General features: G+C 59.8%; 20 protein-coding genes. 8 read left to right on the forward strand and 12 right to left on the reverse strand.

Annotation, left to right across the window (positions count from 1 at the left end):
- The 9 genes from HMPREF2724_RS08035 to rho form a co-directional block, all read right to left on the reverse strand.
- A partial coding sequence (locus HMPREF2724_RS08035) for a F0F1 ATP synthase subunit B (protein WP_070588132.1) occupies positions 1-419 on the reverse strand: 419 nt, incomplete at its 3' end.
- Positions 420-464: 45 nt separating this feature from the next.
- Positions 465-704 carry an ATP synthase F0 subunit C gene (locus tag HMPREF2724_RS08040; RefSeq protein ID WP_005532052.1) on the reverse strand — a complete coding sequence of 80 codons (240 nt, stop codon included), beginning with the start codon at positions 702-704 and terminating at the stop codon, positions 465-467.
- A gap of 105 nt (positions 705-809) precedes the next feature.
- The gene (atpB, locus tag HMPREF2724_RS08045; protein ID WP_061921965.1) at positions 810-1,610 is read right to left on the reverse strand and encodes a F0F1 ATP synthase subunit A; all 801 of its coding nucleotides are present in this window, start codon (positions 1,608-1,610) and stop codon (positions 810-812) included.
- A 438-nt stretch (positions 1,611-2,048) separates the two neighbouring features.
- Positions 2,049-2,492 (reverse strand): Cg1360 family ATP-synthase-associated protein, encoded by a 444-nt coding sequence (locus HMPREF2724_RS08050; protein WP_061921962.1) that lies wholly within the window; start codon positions 2,490-2,492, stop codon positions 2,049-2,051.
- Between the two features lie 38 nt (positions 2,493-2,530).
- A complete protein-coding gene (locus HMPREF2724_RS08055) occupies positions 2,531-3,706 on the reverse strand; it encodes an MraY family glycosyltransferase (protein WP_061921960.1) in 1,176 nt (391 codons plus the stop codon).
- A gap of 15 nt (positions 3,707-3,721) precedes the next feature.
- The gene (locus HMPREF2724_RS08060) at positions 3,722-4,390 is read right to left on the reverse strand and encodes an L-threonylcarbamoyladenylate synthase (RefSeq protein ID WP_070588136.1); all 669 of its coding nucleotides are present in this window, start codon (positions 4,388-4,390) and stop codon (positions 3,722-3,724) included.
- Between the two features lie 30 nt (positions 4,391-4,420).
- Complete coding sequence (prmC, locus tag HMPREF2724_RS08065) at positions 4,421-5,266, reverse strand: peptide chain release factor N(5)-glutamine methyltransferase (protein ID WP_070588187.1); 846 nt, start codon at positions 5,264-5,266, stop codon at positions 4,421-4,423.
- Positions 5,267-5,283: 17 nt separating this feature from the next.
- Complete coding sequence (prfA, locus tag HMPREF2724_RS08070) at positions 5,284-6,360, reverse strand: peptide chain release factor 1 (protein ID WP_070588137.1); 1,077 nt, start codon at positions 6,358-6,360, stop codon at positions 5,284-5,286.
- Complete coding sequence (rho, locus tag HMPREF2724_RS08075) at positions 6,360-8,180, reverse strand: transcription termination factor Rho (RefSeq protein ID WP_070588138.1); 1,821 nt, start codon at positions 8,178-8,180, stop codon at positions 6,360-6,362. The genes prfA and rho overlap by 1 nt, the downstream gene beginning before the upstream one ends.
- Before the next feature lie 336 nt (positions 8,181-8,516).
- Between rho and HMPREF2724_RS08080 the strand changes: the two genes are divergently transcribed.
- From HMPREF2724_RS08080 to HMPREF2724_RS08100, 5 genes are all read left to right on the forward strand, one after another.
- Positions 8,517-10,277: a long-chain fatty-acid--CoA ligase gene (locus HMPREF2724_RS08080; RefSeq protein WP_070498320.1), complete on the forward strand. Its 1,761-nt coding sequence runs from the start codon at positions 8,517-8,519 to the stop codon at positions 10,275-10,277.
- A gap of 71 nt (positions 10,278-10,348) precedes the next feature.
- Positions 10,349-11,365 (forward strand): GTP 3',8-cyclase MoaA, encoded by a 1,017-nt coding sequence (moaA, locus tag HMPREF2724_RS08085; RefSeq protein ID WP_062035322.1) that lies wholly within the window; start codon positions 10,349-10,351, stop codon positions 11,363-11,365.
- 25 nt (positions 11,366-11,390) lie between these two features.
- Positions 11,391-12,626 (forward strand): molybdopterin molybdotransferase MoeA, encoded by a 1,236-nt coding sequence (locus HMPREF2724_RS08090; protein ID WP_070498317.1) that lies wholly within the window; start codon positions 11,391-11,393, stop codon positions 12,624-12,626.
- A 32-nt stretch (positions 12,627-12,658) separates the two neighbouring features.
- Entirely contained in the window at positions 12,659-13,138 is a 480-nt protein-coding gene (moaC, locus tag HMPREF2724_RS08095; protein WP_070498315.1) for a cyclic pyranopterin monophosphate synthase MoaC, read from the forward strand.
- A 3-nt stretch (positions 13,139-13,141) separates the two neighbouring features.
- Positions 13,142-13,798: a molybdenum cofactor guanylyltransferase gene (locus HMPREF2724_RS08100; protein ID WP_070588145.1), complete on the forward strand. Its 657-nt coding sequence runs from the start codon at positions 13,142-13,144 to the stop codon at positions 13,796-13,798.
- On the opposite strand, the gene HMPREF2724_RS08105 is transcribed toward HMPREF2724_RS08100, so the two are convergent.
- From HMPREF2724_RS08105 to HMPREF2724_RS08115, 3 genes are read right to left on the reverse strand one after another with little or no spacing between them, the layout of a single operon-like run.
- Entirely contained in the window at positions 13,746-15,101 is a 1,356-nt protein-coding gene (locus HMPREF2724_RS08105) for a multicopper oxidase domain-containing protein (RefSeq protein ID WP_070588147.1), read from the reverse strand. The genes HMPREF2724_RS08100 and HMPREF2724_RS08105 overlap by 53 nt on opposite strands.
- Entirely contained in the window at positions 15,102-16,256 is a 1,155-nt protein-coding gene (locus tag HMPREF2724_RS08110) for a beta-carotene 15,15'-monooxygenase (protein WP_070588149.1), read from the reverse strand.
- 31 nt (positions 16,257-16,287) lie between these two features.
- On the reverse strand, positions 16,288-17,355 hold the full coding sequence (locus tag HMPREF2724_RS08115) for a hypothetical protein (protein ID WP_235591034.1): 1,068 nt from the start codon (positions 17,353-17,355) through the stop codon (positions 16,288-16,290).
- Positions 17,356-17,424: 69 nt separating this feature from the next.
- On the opposite strand from HMPREF2724_RS08115, the gene HMPREF2724_RS08120 reads away from it, so the two are divergent.
- The 3 genes from HMPREF2724_RS08120 (at position 17,425) to HMPREF2724_RS08130 (ending at position 20,177) form a co-directional block, all read left to right on the forward strand.
- On the forward strand, positions 17,425-17,685 hold the full coding sequence (locus tag HMPREF2724_RS08120; protein ID WP_070588153.1) for a DUF2249 domain-containing protein: 261 nt from the start codon (positions 17,425-17,427) through the stop codon (positions 17,683-17,685).
- A gap of 67 nt (positions 17,686-17,752) precedes the next feature.
- Positions 17,753-18,481, forward strand: coding sequence for a molybdate ABC transporter substrate-binding protein (gene modA / locus HMPREF2724_RS08125; protein ID WP_070588190.1), 729 nt, complete (start codon positions 17,753-17,755; stop codon positions 18,479-18,481).
- Positions 18,482-18,491: 10 nt separating this feature from the next.
- Positions 18,492-20,177 (forward strand): ATP-binding cassette domain-containing protein, encoded by a 1,686-nt coding sequence (locus HMPREF2724_RS08130; protein WP_070456184.1) that lies wholly within the window; start codon positions 18,492-18,494, stop codon positions 20,175-20,177.
- Positions 20,178-20,267: the final 90 nt, after the last annotated feature.

Raw genomic sequence — 20,267 nt, forward strand, 5'->3', positions numbered from 1 at the left:
ATGACCTGTGCACGGGAAGCTTCCAGCTGCTTCTCGCCAGAGGCGACAATGCGGCGGGATTCTTCCTCAGCCTGGGTCTTAGCCTCAGCCTCGATCTGCTTGCCGCGCTCGCGCGCCTGCTCGCGGATCTCTGCAGCTTCTGCACGTGCGTCAGCAAGCTGTGCGTTGTACTTCTCGAGAGCAGCCTTAGCTTCAGCCTGCTGAGCCTCAGCACGCTTCATGCCGCCCTCGATGCGGTCCTCGCGCTCCTGGAGCATCTTGTTGTATGCCGGAAGAACGAACTTCCAGAACAAAATCAAGATGACAACGAAACAGATCAAAGACCAGAAAATGTCATAGTTCTTGGGCAGAAGAACGGAGAAGCTGCCGGAACCCGGGTTCTCCTCCCCCGCCGCAAGCGTATAAAAGACGTTGTTCATGTGGTCTCCAGTCTTAAAAGGTTGGTTTAGGAAAACGCGAACTTTTTAGAACAGGAAGCCTGCAACGAGGCCGATAAGTGCAAGAGCCTCGGTGAAGGCGATACCCAGGAACATGGTGGTACGCAGCTGGCCGGCCATTTCAGGCTGGCGTGCCATAGCCTCAACGGTCTTGCCGGCAACGATGCCGATACCGATACCAGGGCCGATTGCGGCGAGGCCGTAGCCAACAGCCTTCAGGCTGTCGAGGTTAGCGGCAGCATCCTGTGCAAGAATGATTTCGTTCATGGTGAAAGTCGTTCCCTTTCGTATGTCCTGCCCGCAGGTTTACGGACAGGGAGATAGTTTCTGTGAAGTTGAGATTATTCTCGGTCGCGCTCGTCGACCTCGTCCTTAGTGCGAATCCGCGTGCAGGGACAGTTCGATGTACACCGCCGTCAAAAGCGCGAAGATGTAGGCCTGCAGGAAGATGACCAGGAGCTCGAACAGGCTGAAAGCCAGTCCCAGAACAATGGTCAAACCGGACAGTGCCGTCCAACCGTTCAGCTGCCAGAAGAAGAAGTTCGAAGCAGAGAAGAGAAGGACCAGAATGATGTGTCCTGCCAAGAAGTTCGCCATGAGACGAATGGCGAGGGTAACTGGTCGCAGAATGAAGGTCGAGAAGAACTCGATCGGCACAACGAGCAAGTGCAAAGCCGGCGGCAGGTTAGGAATAACCACCGAGGACTTGATGAACTTGCCGAAGCCATAGCGCTTTGCGCCGGCGTAAATCATTGCGATGTACGACACGACTGCAAGGACGATAGGCATGCCGATACGACCATTCGGCGAGACGTTGAGTCCCGGGATGATGGTCGGCACATTCATAAACAGGACTGCGAAGAAGATCGTCGCGATTACCGGAAGGAATCGCTTGGCCTCCTTAGTACCCAAAATATCTTCGGCGATGTGGATACGGACGAAATCGACCGCATTTTCGCCGACGTTCTGCAGACCCTTCGGAACCAGCTTCGGGTTCTTGAAGGCCAGCATGAAAAGAACCACCAATACCAGCGTCATCAAGATGCGCACCAGCATAAGGCGATCAAGCGCGAACCATCCGTCGGCAAAGTCGCCGAAGAACAGATGGTCAGCATCTACTTGCCCCGGGAAGAATTCTTCACCCAGATCAGGCGCGTGGAAGTGCCCTTTCATGGCCAATGTTGTAACGCTCAGCGTTCTCTCCCGTGTTAGGGCCGCCGCAAAATAACTTTGCGGACGGTGCGATGGACGTCTCAAGCTCTCTGCCACGACTTCGGACTCCGTCGCACATCTTCGAAGAAGTGACAGGGATTGACCGCGCGGGATCCAATGCAAAAATCTCGGTCCCGTGGTAACCCGCGAGAAATAATATCAGTTCAGGGCCTCATTCACGTGTACCAGGGTAGGCACGGGTTGGCACCCGTAGCTCGCGGGCGATTTTTTGGCTGAAATAGCGCCCATGACTAGGCAAAAGCCCCCGTATGGCCTTTGTCACAAACGGTTTTTGTACACCACCTCGGGGGTGGAATTAACACCCTTTCCACATCTTCCCCCAAGGAAATTAAGACTAAAGGGCTCGTGTTTTATCCCCGCCGCCCTTCTTCAGGGTGGCTAATGCACATAAGAGACGCGGGCGCTGACGACGCCCCAGGCCTCGGTGCCCAGCGTTGCGATAAGGGCCATCACTACGGTGACAAAGAGCGCCATCTTATCGTAGAAGTCCATGTCGCGGATGACCGCGAGGATGACAATCAGCACCAGCAGTTTGATGAGCCAGCTACCCATAACGACGATGATCGTGTTGGTGGGGCTAGTCTTCGATGCGGCAAGCACGGAAAGAACCGTCAGCAGGACAAAACCGCCGCCGATGCCGGCACCGACGAGCACTCCCCAAATCCCCGGCATTCCACGCATGCCACCCCAAACGGCGAGCGAGATAATCGTGATGGCCACCAGCGCAATCGAACCGAAGCGCAGTGCACGCTTGAGCGGCAAAACTGGGTCGTCAAAGTCATCCACGTTGTTTATTGCCGCGTTTGTCATCGGATCAGTCATAGGCCAAAAGCCTACCGCACTACGACAGCCCGAGACTCCTAGGCGGGATCGGTATGCGCCACCACCGTGGTAGCCCGTTTACTTGGGCCAAGCTTGCCCCGGCGCAGAGGAATGAGCGTGACGCCGAATGCCACCCCCAGCGCGATGGCGGTAAGGGCGACTGCAACGGGCCACGGGACGATGGAAAAGGACACCGCGCCGAAAGCTACCGCCGAGACCCACAGGTATAGCACCAAGACAGTGCGGCGGTGGGTATGGCCGAGCGAAAGTAGGCGGTGATGAATGTGCGCCTTATCGGCAGAAAAGGGCGATCGGCCCTGCGAAAGGCGGCGAATAACCGCCCAGACAAGGTCCAAGACTGGAATAAACACAGCTGCGGCGACCACAATGAAAGGCGATGCGAGCGCCACCATGTCAACGGTGCCATACAGCGACATGTTGATCTTGCCGGAAGCAGAGGTAGAAGCTGCGGCCAGCAGGAGACCAATAAGCATCGATCCACTGTCGCCCATAAAGATGCGCGAAGGCTCAAAATTGTGCGGCAGGAAGCCTGCACAGATACCGACCAACGCGGCAGAGATGATCGCCGGCGGATAGGCAGAGACTGCCCCACCCTGGTCATGCAGAACCGTGAGGGAAAAGATCAATATGGCGCCGCCTGCAATAAGCCCTAAGCCGGCGGCGAGACCATCAAGGCCGTCCACAAAGTTCATTGCGTTAATGAGCAGCACCGTAAAGAAGGTTGTCAAGAGTGTGCCCTGGATTTGATCGAGCAACACCGTAGTTCCGCCGCCAAATGGAATAAACAGAAGCGTCCATGTAAGGCCAAGGCCGCTCATGATTCCAGCGGCGAGCAATTGGCCGACCAACTTCACTATCGCACCCAGTTCGAGGGCGTCGTCGATGACGCCCACGAGCACGATGGCCAGCGCCGCCCAAACCACGGCATTCATCTCAGGGGTCACGGGCATGAAACCGCGAGTCAAGGCTGGAAGCTGGGCGGCTAGGAAGACTGAGGCGCCGAAACCGGTAAACATTGCCACGCCACCCATCTGCGGGGTGGGCTGGGAATGCGAATCGCGCAGGCGAATCTCTGCTACCCGCCCAGTGCGGACGAGGAAGCTACGTACCAAGCCCGTGGCGAGGTAGGTAAAGGTCGCTGCAACCAAAATGACAAGCGCTAGCTCGCGCAGCGGTACACCGGTGCCACTCACACAATCTCCTTTTGTCTAGGCAGTAGGGCGAGTGCGCAGCGACTCGGCGCTCACGCCAATGACCTCAGCGATTTCTTCGGCAGAAAGCGCGCCCTCACGCAGCAGGTATGGGTGCTCACCGGAGAGATCGATGATGGTGGAAGGCTTGCCAACGGCAGTCTCACCACCGTCCAAGTAAACGGTAACGGCTTTACCAAGCTGCTGCTTTGCAGCCAGCGCGCTGGTCGGTGGCTGGTGGCCGGAAATATTCGCGGAGGACACAGCCATTGGGCCAACCTCGCGCAGAAGCTCGATGGCAATAGGATGCAGCGGCATGCGCAACATCACCGTCCCGCGGGTATCTCCCAAGTTCCACGGCAAGGAAGGCGCCTGCGGGACCACGATGGAAAGTCCACCGGGCCAAAAAGCCTCGACGAGTGCTCGCGCAGTATCGGTGTACTCCGCGACGAGACCGCGGATGGTGTCCCAAGACCCCACGAGGACCGGAACGGGCATATCGGGGCCACGCTGCTTGGTTGCAAGGAGGCTGGCCACAGCGTCGTTGTCGAAGGCGTCACAGCCGAGGCCGTACAACGTGTCAGTAGGCATCACGACGAGGCGGCCAGACTTTGCTGCTTTGACCGCGATGGCTAGGCCTTCTTCACGCTCCGCCTTATCGGCACAGTTATAAATCTTTCCCTGCATTCTTTCCTCACTTCGTGTGTTCAGACCAACCTACTGTACTCCCGCAGGCGTGGCGGTTGCACTTTTAATAGCAGTTACAAAACGCGCGGTACCTGTTAGGTCTCGCAGCACTGCGACTTCGTGGAATCGCCCAGAATTCAGCAACGCAACTTGCACGGCCTCGCTCGTGGCATCGTCGTGCTCGATGCCCACTTTCCCGCCGGGACGCAGTAACTTCGCAATGCGAGGCACGAGGCGGTCGATGACCTCCATGCCATCGGCGCCGCCGAAGACCGCCATGTGGGGGTCGCGGTAGACCTCGGGCTCTAGGTCTGGCGTCTCCGGAACATAAGGCGGATTCGTGAGCACGAGATCCACGGAGCCGTCGAGTTCGGCCAGAAGCGAGAAGTCTGTTGCATCGCCGTGGACCAGATGCACGTCTTGGACAAGATTGCTGCGGGCAAAAGGCAGCGCATCTTCAGAAAGCTCGACCGCGAAAACATCCGCGTCCGGCCGCTCGTGGTTTACATAGGCGGCCAGTGCCCCGCTGCCGGTACACAAGTCGACAACGCGGGGCTTGGCGACGTCGCGAAGCACCCGCACTCCCCAATCCGCCAGGACTTCCGTTTCTGGGCGTGGAATAAACACGCCCGGACCTACCTTGAGCTCGAGCGGACCAAACCACGCCGTGCCCAGAATATGCTGCAGCGGTTCGCGAGCCTCACGGCGTGCGACCCAGCCCTCATAGGCGATGGCAAAGCCGGGAATCGGTTGGGCATCCAGCGGGATGTCCATATGCCCACAACCAATGAGCTCGGCGGCAAGCACTCGTGCGTCCCACTCCGGGCTAGGTACTCCAGATGCGCGAAAGCGCTCCGCGGCATCGCGAAGCGCCATTGCGTAGGTATCCACCTCTAGTCTTCCGCCTCCAAGCGCTCGGCGCGCTCTTGAGTCTGCAAAGCGGTGATCAGATCCTGCATATCGCCGTTGAGAACGGAATCCAGGTTATTCGCCTTGTAGCCGATGCGGTGATCAGTGATGCGGTTTTCCGGCCAGTTATAGGTGCGGATACGCTCGGAGCGGTCCAAGGTGCGCACCTGGGATGCACGTTGCTCCCCTGCCTCAGCCTCACGGGCTTCGCGCTCGATCTGATCCAGGCGTGCCTGCAGCACCTGCAGTGCGCGGGCCTTGTTCTGAATCTGGGAACGTTCCTTCTGGCAGGTGACCACCAGGCCAGTCGGCAGGTGGGTAATGCGGACTGCGGAGTCAGTGGTGTTAACGCCCTGGCCGCCCTTACCGGACGAGCGGTAGACGTCAATGCGCAGGTCCTTTTCGTCGATGTTGACGGATTCGACCTCATCCGGCTCCGGGTAAACCAGCACGCCGGCAGCTGAGGTCTGGATGCGGCCCTGAGACTCGGTCACCGGAACGCGCTGGACGCGGTGGACGCCGCCCTCGAACTTGAATACGGACCAAGCGCCGTCGCGAGACGGGGTCTTGGACTTAAACGAGATGGACATGTCCTTCACGCCGCCCAAGTCGGACTCGTTGAGGCCCAAGACCTCCCACTGGAAACCAGCTTTGTCGGCATAACGCTCGTACATTCGCGCGAGATCGCCTGCGAACAATGCGGCCTCCTCGCCGCCGGCGCCAGCCTTGATCTCCATAATGATGTCTTCGGAGTCGTGCTCGTCACGTGGAGCGAGTAGGTCAGCGAGCTTTTCCTCCAGTTCAACGACGAGCGGCTCGAGGCGGTCGACTTCGTCCTGGAAGTCATGGTCCTCGTAGGCCATTTCCTTGGCATCTTCGAGGCCCTGACGAGCCTGCTCTAGCTCATTGTTGACCGCGACGATTGGACGCAGCTCGGCATAGCGCTTAGACAGCTTACGGAACATCGTCTGATCGCCAGCGACCTCAGGATCGCCCATCTGCATCTCGATGCCCTGGTACTCGGAGACAATGTCGTCTACGAGGGAAACTTGATTAGCCATTAGATGTAATCCTCAGCTTCCTTGTCAGCGACCATCGGCGCCGAGCTTGCCACCTGCATCAAGAACTCGCCGTTGGAGCGGGTCTTCTTCAGCTGCTTGATGAGCAAGTCGATAGCGGCGAAGGAATCCAAACCAGAAAGGATGCGACGCAGCTTGGTCATGATGCGCGCTTCCTCCGGAACGAGCAGCAGCTCGTCCTTGCGGGTTCCGGATGGGTTAACGTCCACGGCCGGGAAGATGCGACGCTCGGAAATGGCGCGGTCGAGCTTGAGCTCGGCGTTGCCGGTGCCCTTGAACTCCTCGAAGATGACCGTGTCACCGGTGGAGCCGGTCTCCACCATCGCGGTGGCGATGATGGTAAGGGAACCGCCGTTTTCGATATTGCGGGCAGCACCCAGGAAGCGCTTCGGTGGGTAGAGCGCATTGGAATCCACACCACCGGAGAGGATGCGGCCGGATGCTGGGGAGGAGTTGTTGTAAGCACGGCCCAGGCGGGTAATCGAGTCCAAGAGAACCACGACGTCCTTGCCCTGCTCCACCAAGCGCTTCGCGCGCTCGATGGCCAACTCGGCAACGGAGGTGTGCTCTGATGGCGGGCGGTCGAAGGTAGAGGCAATGACCTCACCCTTGACGCTGCGCTGCATGTCGGTGACCTCTTCTGGGCGCTCGTCTACTAGGACGACCATGAGGTAGCACTCTGGGTTATTTGCGGAAATCGCGTTGGCGATGTTCTGCAAAATGGTGGTCTTACCGGCCTTCGGCGGGGAAACAATCAGCGCACGCTGGCCCTTGCCGATAGGCATGATGAGGTCGATAACGCGGGTGGTCAGGATCTTCGGATCCGTTTCCAGGCGCAGACGCTGGTTCGGGTACAGCGGGGTCAGCTTGGAGAAGTGAGGACGGTCCTGTGCCGCTGCTGGCTCCATGCCGTTTACCGTGTCAACCTGCACCAACTGGTTGTACTTGCGGCGATTACGGCCATTGCCGTGGGTATGAGTTGGGCCAGAGACCTTGACCTGGCCGGTCACGGCGTCGCCAGAGCGCAGGCCCAAGCGCCGGACCAAGTTGTTGTTGACAAAGACGTCAGAGCTTGCCGCGCGGTAACCAGTGGTGCGCAAGAAAGCCACGTTGTTGTCGACGACCTCGAGGATACCGCCTACTGCCTGGACTTCATCGCCCTCGCGGATCTGGAGATCGTTGCCGCCACCGTTGTTGTCATTACCACCGCGGTTGCGGCGGTTGCGGCGGTTGCGGCGGCCGCCACCGTTGTTGTCATCGTCATCATGGCGGCGGTTGCGGTTGCCGCGGTTGCGCTCACCGTTATCACGGTTGTCACGGTTATTGTTATCGCGATTGTCGTTAGAGTTCTCGGAATCCTTGTTTGATTCCTTGTTCGACTCCCTGTTCGACTCCTTAGCCTCTTCCTTAGCGCCCTCCTGCTTTGCCTCGGCGTTCTCGCGCTCCTGGCGGCGGGCGCGGTTGCGGCGGGCACGGCGAGCCTGGGAGCGCGACTCGTAGCGCTGTTCCTCGTTCTTCTCACCCTTTTCTTGGGCCTTTTCTTGAGCCTTGTCTTCGCCACTATCCTTGGCGTTATCCTCAGCCTTTGCCGGCTTCTCTTCAGCAGGCTTACGTGTGCGGCGCTGTCGCTTTTCCGCCTTTTCCGCCTTCGCAGGTACCTGGCCAGTGCTCAGGGCGGTGATCAGATCGCCCTTGCGCAGACCCGAGATGCCGCGCAGGCCGCGCTCTGCAGCCAGCTTGCGCAGTTCCGGCAGCTTCATGGATGCGTAATCCTGTGCTGCGGCTTTGTCCGTATTGCTCACGGATATCCTTTCGTCGCTTCACCAGCGTCTAAATGCTTTTCGCCTGCAGTCCGGCTTAAGCGCTGGAAGCCAATCTGTATTTTTATGGTGCATGCCGCCACAAGCGGGAAGCCGCGGGCGGTGAGATATCTAGGCCTCTCCTCTGGGAAAAGGAATGTCACGGAGGAGAATTGATAGAAGGCGACTGCGAGCGAGAAAAAGAAACGCTCTGCGGCGCTTCTGCAATACTCGGTTACGCGGGAGCTTTCCTAAAATTCGGGCTAGACCGCGTCAGTCACGAGCCACTATACCGTATTAGCATCCCGCGCCGGAAGTGACACCGCTAAAGTAGGACTCATGCTTTCTACCATGCAGGATATCCCCCTGTCCCTGACCCGCATCCTGGAATACGGATCGACGGTGCATGGGCAGACGCAGGTGACCACGTGGCGCAACCATAGCGAGCCGGAAACCACCGACTTCGCCGCCATCGGCGCACGCGCGGCCGCATTCGCGCACGCATTGCATGATGAGTTGGGCATTACTGGGGACCAGCGCGTGGCATCTTTCATGTGGAACTGTGCTGAACACCTAGAGGTCATGTTCGCCAGTGCCTGCAAGGGTGCTATTTTCACCCCGCTAAACAAGCAGTTAATGAATGATCAGATTCGCCACATCATTAACCACTCCGAAGCGGAAATTGTAGTTGCCGATCCGCGCTTAAAAGATCAGCTGGCTAAGGTCTTAAACGGCGTAAAAACCGTGCGTGCGGTGGTTCTCATTGGTCTAACCGATCCCGCCGACTACCTGGGCAAGTTTGGCGCTGGCATCGAGGTCTATTCCTATGAGGCGCTACTCGACGGCCGCCCTACCGAGTACAACTGGCCTGAGCTAGACGAGCGGACGTCGGCCGCCTTGTGCTATTCCACCGGCACCACTGGCGCGCCCAAAGGCGTGGTCTATTCCCACCGCGCGCTCTACCTGGAGAGCATGCAGTTGCGCGCCTCCGATTCGCTGTGCGTTACCCACGGCGAGACCTTCCTGTGCTGCATCCCGATTTATCACGTGCTCAGCTGGGGCGTTCCCTTTGCCGCCTTTATGACGGGCACGCCACTAGTGCTTCCCGACGCCGACGTATCGGCACCGACGCTTGCTAGCATCATCGCCGCCACCTCGCCCCGCGTGGCGCATGGCGTACCCACCATTTGGATTCAGCTTTTCGCGCACTATCTCAAAAATCCCCCAAACCGTATGACGCTGACCGAGATCTTCGCCGGCGGCTCCCCCGTCCCGCCGCAGCTGATCAAAATGTGGGAGGAGCGCTACGGCGTCGACGTCGTGCACGTGTGGGGCATGGTGGAAACCACAACGGTGGGCACGGTGGCCCGCCCGCCCCAGGGTGCTGATGGCGATACCCGCTGGGCATACCGCATATCCCAAGGACGCTTCCCGGCCTCCTTGCAATACCGTGTGGTCAATGACGGCGTCGTCGTGCCCAAGTCCGACCGCAATGCCGGCGAGATCCAGGTCCGCGGCAACCTCGTTACCGGCTCCTACTACCACTCGCCCACTTCTGAACCGGGCGGTAGTGCCGACGAGTTCCGCGGCAAGCAAGTCGAGGATGCCGAATCCAAATTCACCGCGGATGGCTGGCTGCGCACTGGCGACGTCGGCTCGGTAACGGAAGACGGCTTCTTGACCGTCGAAGACCGCGCCCGCGACGTCATCCGCTCTGGCGGCGAGTGGATCTATTCCGTCCAGCTCGAAAACCTCATCATGGCTAACCCCGTCGTCGTGGAAGCCGCCGTCATCGGTTATCCGGATAAACAGTGGGTGGAACGCCCTCTGGCGGTAACGGTGTTGGCACCAGGGTTTTCTCCGACAATCGAAACCGCCGAGCGCATCCGCGAGGGTATGCGCAAGGAGCTGCCTTCGTGGATGCTGCCGGAGTACTGGACCTTCGTAAAGCACATCGACAAAACCTCGGTGGGCAAGTTCGATAAGAAGGACCTGCGTTCACACTTGGCTGAAGGCGAATACAACATCATTCGATTGAAAGGCCCTGGCGAGTCACAGCGTCTGGATGACTTGCCGCAGCATTTCCCGCCCCGTGATTAGCCCCCGGATTAAACGCGAATATTTCCGGGTTAATATGGATAAGACCGCTCTCCTTATAGACTAGGACGACAATGACTTATCCGCTTCTAGACAAATACGGCCGCAGGGCCCGCGACCTGCGCGTTTCGCTTACTGATCGCTGCAATCTCCGCTGCACGTATTGCATGCCGGCCGAAGGGCTCGAGTGGTTTCCCACCGCAGAAACCTTGAGCGATGAGGAAACGATCCGCCTTATCCGCATCGGCGTCGAAAAGCTAGGCATCCGCCAGGTACGTTTCACCGGCGGCGAACCGCTCCTGCGCAAGTCTTTGGAGAAGATTGTCGCTGCTACTAAGCAATTGCGCACCGACGAAGGTAAATCACCGTCTACCGCACTGACCACGAACGGCTTGGGCCTCGACCGGCGTATCGATGGATTGGTGGAAGCAGGCCTCGACCGCGTGAACATCTCGCTCGATACCACCGACCGCGAGCTTTATGCCCGGCTAACCCGGCGCGACCGCATCCAGGATGTCTTCACAGCCATCGAAGCCGCGACCCGCGCCGGGCTGCACCCAGTCAAGGTCAATGCGGTAGTGATGCCGGGCATTAATGAGGATTCTATTATCCCGCTGACGGAATACTGCATTGAGGCAGGCGCACAGCTGCGTTTTATCGAGCAGATGCCGCTGGGCCCGCGCGATAAGTGGCGGCGCGAGGATATGGTGACCGCGGACGATATCTTGGCCCGCCTCGGCGAGTCCTTCGAGCTCTCCCCCGCTGATGAGCCGCGCGGCTCTGCCCCGGCATCACTGTGGAATGTCTATCGCGGAGGCCACGAGATAGGACAAATCGGCGTCATCGCCTCAGTCACCCGCTCCTTTTGTGGTTCCTGCGATCGCACGCGCCTGACAACTGACGGTGCGGTGCGCAATTGCCTATTCGGTAATTCGGAGACCTCTCTTCGCGACCTCATGCGCGCGGGCGCCAGCGATGAAGAGCTCATGGAGGCCTGGGCCGCAGAAATGTGGGCGAAGCTGCCCGGCCACGGCGTGAATGACGAGGGTTTCTTGCAGCCGGATCGTTTGATGGCAGCAATCGGTGGCTAAAGGCTAAGGAACTAGGTTGAAAAGCATGCGCACCCCACAAGAACACTTCGAGGCGATAATGTCTCACGCCCGGCCGGTGCCGGTAGAGGTATTTCCGGAAGCCCAGCCAGTCAACGAGACACTTCTGGGCCGCGTTATTGCAGAAGACGTCGCTGCGCGCCTAGCGGTGCCGCCTTTTAGCAACTCTGCGATGGATGGTTTCTTGGTACACCTAAAGGATCTGGTTGAGCTGCCTGCGCGTTTGCCCGTCGCAGGCGACGTTCCGGCGGGCCAAGCACCCAAGGAGGTGCCAGCGGGCAAGGCGGTGCGCATCATGACCGGCGCGCCGGTTCCGGAGGACAACGATGGCCTAGTCGTAGTCCCGGTGGAGTTGACCGATATTCCAGCCGGCCCACACGAGCTGCCGAGTGAGGTCACCATCAACGAGACGCCAAGGCGCACGCACATCCGCCCTAAGGGAGAAAACGTTCGGGAGGGCGCGACCATCGCCAAGCCGGGTACCGTGGTCGATGCCGGCCTTATTGCCGCGCTGATTTCGGCTGGCATCACGCATGTTCGCGTCTACCGCCCCGTTCTCGTAGGCGTGGTCTCCTCCGGCGACGAACTGGTCGAGGGCTCGAGCCTCGAGCCGGGCCAGTTGCCCGATTCGAATGGGCCGATGATCGAGTCGCTGATTCGCTCCACCATCCCGCATGCGGTGGTAACGCACATGCGCTCTTCCGACTCCCCGGAGCAGCTGCGCGAGACGATTGAGCAGCTGTTTTATTCCCACGAGGTTGTAATCACGACGGGCGGTGTTTCCGCCGGTGCCTTCGACGTCACGCAGACCGCGCTTCAGGCCGCAGAGGACTGTGAGGCTTGGTTCGGCGGGGTCAAGCAAAAGCCGGGCACGCCGCAAGGTTTTTCCCTCTATGGAGGTTTGCCAGTTATCTCCCTGCCGGGCAATCCCGTAGCGGCGTTTGTTTCCTACCACCTTTATGTTTCGCCTTTCCTCGAGGCCTTGAGCGGGCGCCCTGCCCGCACGAAGGTCTGCAGCGGACGCACCATCGTCGCGCGCGCCGGGGAGGCCTTCCCCATAGCGCACAAGCACGGCACGGCATTTGTGCCCACGCGCTTGGAGTTCGGCGAGGCCGTCGTGGCGTACCCCTTTGCCAGCGGGTTGAGCAGCCACTTTGTGGCCTCGCTCCACGGCACGTGCGGCCTGGTTGAGGTGACCTCCGAAATTCAGGCTGGCGATGAAGTCCGCGTGGTTGTCTATTAATTCTCGATTAGGACTTAATTAGACTAGACCCCATGAAATTTACCCATCTCAATTCTTCCGGCTCCGCCTACATGGTGGATGTGACAGAAAAGCAGCCCACCGTCCGCTCCGCTACCGCGCAAGGCGAGGTCGCGTGTTCTCCTGATGTTCTTTCTGCGCTTCGCGACGGCACGGTTCCCAAGGGCGACGTGCTAGCGGTCGCGCGCATCGCCGGTATCTCGGCGGCCAAGAAGGTCCCGGAACTGCTTCCCCTCGCCCACACCATCGGCGTGCATGGTTGCTCGGTCGATCTGGAAATCCGAGACGACCACGTCTTCATCGAGGCAACGGTGCGAACCGCCGATCGCACCGGTGTGGAGATGGAGGCGCTTACCGCGGTCAGCGTTGCGGCGCTGTCCATCATCGATATGGTAAAAGGCGTCGACCGCTCCGCATTTATCCGCCGCTGTGGGATCACCGCAAAGTCCGGTGGCCGTTCCGGCGACTGGAGCCGCGAGCTTCCTAAAACCTAAGCAATGCTGAACTACAAACCGCACGAGCTAGGAGTCATCATCCTGGCAGGCGGCCACGGCACCAGGATGGGCGGGCTCGATAAGGGCTCGGTGCGTGTGCGGGGCGAAAGGCTTGTCGACGTCGTGCGCAGGCAGCTTCCTTATGGCGCGCCGGTCTGCGTGGTTTCCCCGTTTCCGCTGGGCCTGCCGCAGGTATGCGAAAATCCGCTTTTTGGTGGGCCTGCAGCTGGCATCGCGGCAGGCCTGAAGAACCTGGAAGCACGTAGTTTAGCGCCACTTCGCTATATCGCAGTGTTATCTGTGGATGCGCCGGATTCGCCCCAAATGCTGCCAAAGTTGTTGGAAAAACTCGCCGCCTGCGAAGCGCAAAGCTCGATTCCCTCGGTAGCGGCGGCTTTAAGCGGCGATTTTATCCAGCCACTGTGCGCGCTATGGCACTACAACGGCCTGCGCCAAGCGGTAGATTCCTTCGACTGCCTGCACAACAAGTCAGCCCGCAGGCTGTTGCACGCAGTCCCTCGCCTCATCGCGGTGCCGGGTACAGGCGCGGAAGAGGACTACGATACCTTGGCTGAACTCGCCGAATGGGAGCGCCGCCGAGCAATGACTACCGCGAGACCACAATCTTTCCGTGCTGGCCCTTTTCAGCCGAGGTCATGATGTGATTGACAAAGCTATAGGTGCCGGGTTCATTGAAGGTCATCTCCACGAATCCACCCTGCGCGGGTAGGAGATCCACGGCCTGAGAGCCGGCATCATCCAGGTCCTTGATGAGGAAGTCGCCTTCCTTGTAGACGGTGTCGAATTGCTCGCCCCCCACGTGGAAAGACAACGGCTGGTCTGGGCCCACGTTGAGCAGCCAGATGCGTACCTTATCGCCCACCTTGGCATGCAGCGGCTCAAGGTCGTACTGATTCGGATAGTAATTAAACGCCATCAGGTCGTACTCGCCGTTTGAGACGCGGTCGGCGTCGGCGCCATTTTCGTCGCCCAGGAAGATTTCGTCCGCAATCATTGCGTACTCCGCATCGGCGTCGCCAAGCTCTGGCGGATCGATGACCACCGCGCCGGCCATGCCGTTGGCAATGTGCAGGCTCATCGGCGCCGTGGAGCAGTGATACATCCAGATGCCGGAGCGGTGCGCGGTGAACTCATAAGTCAGGGACTCGCCCGGCGCGATGGTCTTCATGTTCTCATCCGGGTTGACCTCGCCGGCGTGGAAGTCCACGGAGTGGCCCATGGTTCCCTCGTTCTTGATGGTGATCTTGAACTTATCGCCCACCTTGCCGCGCAAGGTTGGCCCTGGGGCTTGGCCGTTGAATAGCCACCGCGTTTGTTTTACACCTGGCGCTACCTCGACCTCGTCCTCGGTCATGGTCCAGGTTTCCTCGTGCGTGGTTGCCTTTGCAGCCGGCAGCGCAGCATCGAAGGCCTTAAATCCCTCCCGTTCCTGGGTGCGCTCGGCAGCGCTGGGCACGTCTGGGTGGCTAGCTGAGTGATGGTGCATGCCAGCCATGGCGTCGCCTTCTGCAGGCGCGTCGGTGACGTTGACGTCAAAGACCATGCCCTGCGCCTTATGCCCCGCGATGGTGCAGTAGCCCTGGGTGGTCTCCTCGATGAGGCCGGCGTCTAGCTCGACGGTCTTGCCGGGTTCGACGCGGCCGGTTTCGTTGTCGCCGATCTTCAGGTCATGGACCATATCTCCGGTGTTCGTGAACTTCACCACCAGGTGGGTGCCCTTTGGCACATCGATGGAAGAAGGCACGAAGGACATGCCTTCCACACTAACCTCAACGACGGTGGCATCAACGCCTTCGCTTTCCGACGCCCGTTGTGCCTTGGAGGTGCTATTGAAAACCGCTAGAGCAATCACCGCGGCCAGGGCGATGCCGATGAGAATCCACGATGCCCAGTTGTTCTGAGCCGGTGGCTTTTGAGGTTGATTAGAAGAAACGCTGAGCATTTAGTTCTCCAGTCTTTTCTGTTTGGAAACGGCCACCGCGATGGCCAAGATGTTGGTGATAAGGCCAAGCCCCATCATGATAAGCCCGGCTATATCGGCCCCGAGCAAGCACAACATCGCACCTAGGTTGATAAGCACCAAGCGGGCGTATCCGCCGTAATCAGCGACCTTTCTGCCCAGTGTCACCTTGGCCGGGCCGCCGCCGACGAGGGTGGGCAACAAGTGGTGCAGCACGCCCGTAACCAGTTGCATGAGACCTGCGCCTACGAATGCTGGCATGAGCAGCAACGTCACCACGCGTGGGTAGACCCCTAAAATGGCGCAGACCGCGTCGGCGGCGCAGAGGCTAAGCATCCACAACAGTCCGGCGACGACCGAGACCGTCGCCGTGGTCAGCTGTGGCTTGCCCGCCAGCAGCGTGGCGAGGATGGGCTGGATGATGAGCAATGCCGCTAGCACCACCAGCAGCTGTGTCATACCTGCTGCGCGGCTAAGCCCGAAAGAATTAAGGCCCAACGCGAGCGCCAAGCCAACGCAGTGGACGATGAGCGCCCTAGTGCAGCGCGCCCGCGCGGCGGGGGCAATCTTGGTGCCGCTCAAAGTAGGCAAAAGCGTGACCACGGTTGCCACGATGGTCAGCCAGGCAAAGCCCCAGACCATGCCCCGCGAGTGGGCGGCTACCAGAAGTGAATAGTTGCCCACACCATTGGCTGCTAGCACCACGAGCAACACGGAAACAATCACGAATGCTGCGGCCGCGATGTAGAAAGGCACCGTCACCGCGAATAAACCGGCCAGTGATCCCCGAAGCGCCCGGTAGATATCGAAGCCATGCCAGCAGAAGGTAGCGATGATAAGAAGCGATGCGGCGTCGGAAAGCGGGCCCCAGTCAAACCCGGCGCGGTCAACGAGCAGCAGTACCAAGCCAACCTGGACAATCCCCACGCGCCAGGCCACGCCCTTGTACCCGCGGGCCTGCATGCGCGTGAGTGCCTCCGTGAAGTGCGTGGAATAGACGATGATGGCGGTGGTCATCGCACCAATGGTGAAGGGATGGATGAGGTCCCACCACGCCACGCTTGCGCCTAGGTGGCTGGCGATGTTGATGACTATCCCAGCTACTACCCAGAAGCCGATGACGCAGGCGGCAATCATCTGCCAGCGCCCGCGTGCGGCCAAAGAAACGTCAGCGATGTGCTCGATGTGCCTCCCACATGGTCAAAATAAAACCGCTTAAGACAAAGAGCAAGACTGCTATTACGTTAGTCATGCCGCCCACACGGAAGACAGTTGTTTGCGCGAGTGCGTCCGCGGCGATGCGCAGGACAAGACCGCCGTGCAATAGTGCGACCGGCAGGTAGAGCACGGTGCGATATGGCAGCTTCTTGCGAATGACGGAGGTCAGGATGATGGGCGCGTGTGCGAAAATCATCGACATCACAAACCCCAGGAAGACCGTGTGCACCGAGGCGTCATAGGCAAAGCCCGTTGCTTGGCCGAACGCCAGCCAGATGACTCCGGCGAGCGCCAACCAGAAGTAACCTGCCAGCATGCAGACTGCGGAATAGCGCGGCAGGCCGGTGCCGTGCACCAAATTCTTGGCCACATCCACGCGGACGGTGGTCACCGAAATCGCGAAGAGGAAAAGGCCCATCAAGCGGTAGCCCACCGCGGGGACTAGGACGAAGATGACGCCGGCGGCTGCTAGCGCCAGAACGAGCACGGTGATGAGGTTTTCCGCTTTTGTACCGGCCATGGTCACGCGGGCAAGCTCCATGCGCTCTCCGATGATGGTGCTCACCACGTACAGCACGCACAGCGGCATGGCCATGGCAAAGGAATCAGCCATGGCCCACAACAGGCTGGCCGCCACGCCGCCGATAACACCCGCCGCCTGCACGAGCACGGCTAGCGTGGGCTGCCGGCGATGAATCTCGAGATAAATTGCACCGAGGATGAGGAAGCTCCACGCAAAGAAGATGGCGGGGACAAACCGGGGTGCGCCCACTAGCAGGCTCACCACCGCCACGACGTGGCAGATGGGCCCTGCCCAGGCCCACGTTTTCTTGACAGCGACTACGCGCTCTAAGCCGATTGCTCCGCCGACGAAGCCAAAAACCATGAGCGGTCCATGCGCACGTGCAGCTGTGGACGTTGGTGCGACGCCCAGCAGTGCCGCGCCCGCATAAAGACCAACGAGCAACGCCGCTCCGGCAAAGGCCAGAAACACGAAACGATGCGCAATATTTTTCACGAGTTTTATCGTACTAATATTGGCGCTAAGGTGAAAACCAAAGCCTTCAAACCAAATGAAAGGACCATCATGCAACTGCCAATTACTGATGCCCACAAAGCAAGCGAAGTGCCAACCCTAAACGCCTCCGAAATCCCACACGCCGTGCGCCCCGGCGCTATCCACGGTGCGCTGGGCACCCTCAACGTCGGCGAAGCAATGATCCTTATCGCACCGCACAACCCAGTGCCACTGCTCAAAGAAATCGAAGCCCGCGAAGAGTCCTTTGAGCTGGAATACCAGAAGGAACAACCACAGGACTTCCACATCAAGTTCACCCGCGTGGCGTAGCAGTTTTCTGCGACTTCCCCTCCCCATCTCTCACTCGAAATCGTGCAGGTGCGTAAATTTGGTGATTATGAAAAAATCTGCTGCTATTTGCCTTGCTGCCCTAGCCGCCTGCGCGCTTACCGGTTGCGCGCTTACCGGTTGCGCAAGCGGCGGGGATAAGCTCAACGTCTTCGCCGCCTCTTCAACGCGCGTGCTCAACCACGAGCTTGAGGCCGTCACGCCCATGCTGATTAACAATGGCGGTTCTGCTTCCCTGGTAGAACAAATCCATCAAGGCGCGCCTGCCGACGTCCTCCTTACCGCGTCCCAGGAGACCATGGACAAGGCGGTGGCCGCAGGCGATGTCGAGCAGCCTCGCGTACTGGCCACCAACTCCATGGTGATGGTGGTACCGCCGGGCAATCCTGGGCATATCCACTCCGTCCACGACTTGGATGAGACCGACTACTTCGTGCGCTGCGACCCTTCGGTCCCCTGCGGGGCGATCGCCGATAAAATCATGGCAGATCAGCACCTGCACGTGAGCGCCGATTCCAAAGAGGGCCAGGTCGCCGACGTAGTAGGCAAAGTGGCCAGCGGCGAGGCGGATGCTGGATGGGTATACTCCACCGATGCAGCAGCCAATCCTGACCTGGAGGTAATCCCCATCGAGGGCGCGGAGAAATTCCGCAACCAAATCTTGGGTGCCGTAGTCAAAAACAGCCCGCACCAGGATGCCGCCTCTTCGTTGCTGGACATGCTCGCTAACGACTTCGACGAGACCTGGTCGCGCTATGGCTTCGTGCCCGCCGACTAAACTGCTTTCCATGCATGTGCGCACCACCCCACCTCGCGCCCCCTGGCCTTTCGCCGTGGCGGGCGCCTTGGCGGTTTTATACGTCGCGGTACCAGTACTTGCTTTGGCCACCCGCGTTCCGTGGACGGGCCTTGGCACGGTGCTTTCTCAAGAAACTACCCACGACCTGTTACGCATCACGCTAACCTCGGCTGCTATTTCTGCACTGCTTGCCACCTTCTTCGGCACCGGCCTAGCCATCTGGTTGCACGGGCAAAACCGCATTGGCCAGGCGGTGCGCCTGCTGGTGTACTTGCCACTGGCGATGCCGCCGGTGGTCGGAGGGTTGGCGCTCAGCGCGGCGTTGGGCCGCCGCGGCCTTTTGGCCCCACTCTTGGATGCCTTGCAGCTAAACTTCGCCTTCGCCTTCGCCGGCGTCGTCGTGGCGCAAACCTTCGTCGCCCTTCCTTTCGTAGTGGTGGCGGTGGACTCCGCGCTGCGCCAGACCGACCATGAAGTGGCCCTGTCCGCGCGCCGGGTTGGCATGACACGCGGGGCCATCTGGCGCAAAGTCATGCTGCCGACCATCGCACCGGCAATCTTCACGGGTGAAGCACTCGCCTTTGCACGCAGCCTCGGCGAGTTTGGCACCACGATTACCTTCGCCGGTTCCATGCCGGGGCTCACCCGCACGATGTCGAGCGGCATCTATCTAGAACGCGAGGTCAGTGCGGACAACGCTTATGCGCTGTCTGCGATTCTCATCGGCCTCGCTGTGGTCTGTCTCGCCTGCGCGGGCATCCCATCGCTGCTACACCGTGAGCCTTCGCCGCAGGCGCATGCGCAGTCTGACATCGACGTCGCCAAGCTGCGCCAACTCAGCCTGCCGCCCGCCGCAGGCCAATTGGCGCCTTTCAAGGAAGCAGCCACCACGGCGGTCGTTGGCATCAACGGTGCCGGCAAGACCACACTGCTGCGTCGCCTCTCTGATGAGTCCCACGCCGTGATGCTGACGCAAAAGCCAGCGCTGCCGCCCCACTCGACGGTCGCGGAGGCTATCACTATGGTCACTCACGATAAGGCCGCTACTGCCGAATTGATTGCTGCGGCGGGCTTAAGCGAGATTGCGGAGATAAAAGCACGCGATCTCTCGGGCGGCCAGGCTGCCCAAGCTGGCCTCGTCCGCGCGCTGGCTGCACGCCCTTCCATCTTATTGTTGGATGAACCGCTAGCTGCTGTCGACGCCGCAGCTGCTGCGCAATGGCGCAAGCTGCTAGCTGCGGCGAGCCACGACCGGACCACCGTCATGGTCACCCATAATGTGCTAGACCTTTTGAGCCTGGCCGACGAGGTCGCAGTGGTAGAACGCGGCAAGATTCTCCTCCACGCTCCAACAAACGAGATCGTAGAAAACCCGCCCAATCACTTCGTCGCAAGGCTGCTCGGCAGGGTGGTTATCCAGGGAAGACTCGAACAAGGCGCCGTGATCCCCGATACCACCGGGCCAACTCGCTTTGTGCTAAGTCCGGAGGAGATAACTCTCACTGAGTCGGGCAGGTGGCAGGCGAAAATAAAGGATATTCGTGCCCATTCCTTAGACCGTGTAATCGCCGCGCTAGACCTTAGCGGCCAACACGTCGAGGCGGCGATTGGCATCGATCAAGCCAAAACATTGAGCGTGGGCGAGACGGTTTACTGCGAGATCTGCACTAAATAAATTACCGTCGCGGCACGTAGTGGCACATATCGCACCTCTATCATTGTCTTTTCTACGGGTCAGCGCTGTATCGTCATTATTAACAACCGA

The organism is Corynebacterium sp. HMSC071F07 (assembly GCF_001810285.1).
Lineage (GTDB): Bacteria > Actinomycetota > Actinomycetes > Mycobacteriales > Mycobacteriaceae > Corynebacterium > Corynebacterium simulans.

Coding starts and splice junctions, on each gene's coding strand:
- HMPREF2724_RS08090 (WP_070498317.1), top strand. CDS start 11,391: ATGCGCACCCCACAAGAACACTTCGAGGCGATAATGTCTCACGCCCGG.
- moaC (WP_070498315.1), top strand. CDS start 12,659: ATGAAATTTACCCATCTCAATTCTTCCGGCTCCGCCTACATGGTGGAT.
- HMPREF2724_RS08060 (WP_070588136.1), bottom strand. CDS start 4,390: ATGCAGGGAAAGATTTATAACTGTGCCGATAAGGCGGAGCGTGAAGAA.
- prmC (WP_070588187.1), bottom strand. CDS start 5,266: ATGGCGCTTCGCGATGCCGCGGAGCGCTTTCGCGCATCTGGAGTACCT.
- modA (WP_070588190.1), top strand. CDS start 17,753: ATGAAAAAATCTGCTGCTATTTGCCTTGCTGCCCTAGCCGCCTGCGCG.
- HMPREF2724_RS08050 (WP_061921962.1), bottom strand. CDS start 2,492: ATGACTGATCCGATGACAAACGCGGCAATAAACAACGTGGATGACTTT.
- HMPREF2724_RS08105 (WP_070588147.1), bottom strand. CDS start 15,101: ATGCTCAGCGTTTCTTCTAATCAACCTCAAAAGCCACCGGCTCAGAAC.
- atpB (WP_061921965.1), bottom strand. CDS start 1,610: ATGAAAGGGCACTTCCACGCGCCTGATCTGGGTGAAGAATTCTTCCCG.
- HMPREF2724_RS08040 (WP_005532052.1), bottom strand. CDS start 704: ATGAACGAAATCATTCTTGCACAGGATGCTGCCGCTAACCTCGACAGC.
- HMPREF2724_RS08100 (WP_070588145.1), top strand. CDS start 13,142: ATGCTGAACTACAAACCGCACGAGCTAGGAGTCATCATCCTGGCAGGC.
- HMPREF2724_RS08080 (WP_070498320.1), top strand. CDS start 8,517: ATGCTTTCTACCATGCAGGATATCCCCCTGTCCCTGACCCGCATCCTG.
- HMPREF2724_RS08120 (WP_070588153.1), top strand. CDS start 17,425: ATGCAACTGCCAATTACTGATGCCCACAAAGCAAGCGAAGTGCCAACC.
- prfA (WP_070588137.1), bottom strand. CDS start 6,360: ATGGCTAATCAAGTTTCCCTCGTAGACGACATTGTCTCCGAGTACCAG.
- HMPREF2724_RS08110 (WP_070588149.1), bottom strand. CDS start 16,256: ATGATTGCCGCCTGCGTCATCGGCTTCTGGGTAGTAGCTGGGATAGTC.
- HMPREF2724_RS08130 (WP_070456184.1), top strand. CDS start 18,492: ATGCATGTGCGCACCACCCCACCTCGCGCCCCCTGGCCTTTCGCCGTG.
- moaA (WP_062035322.1), top strand. CDS start 10,349: ATGACTTATCCGCTTCTAGACAAATACGGCCGCAGGGCCCGCGACCTG.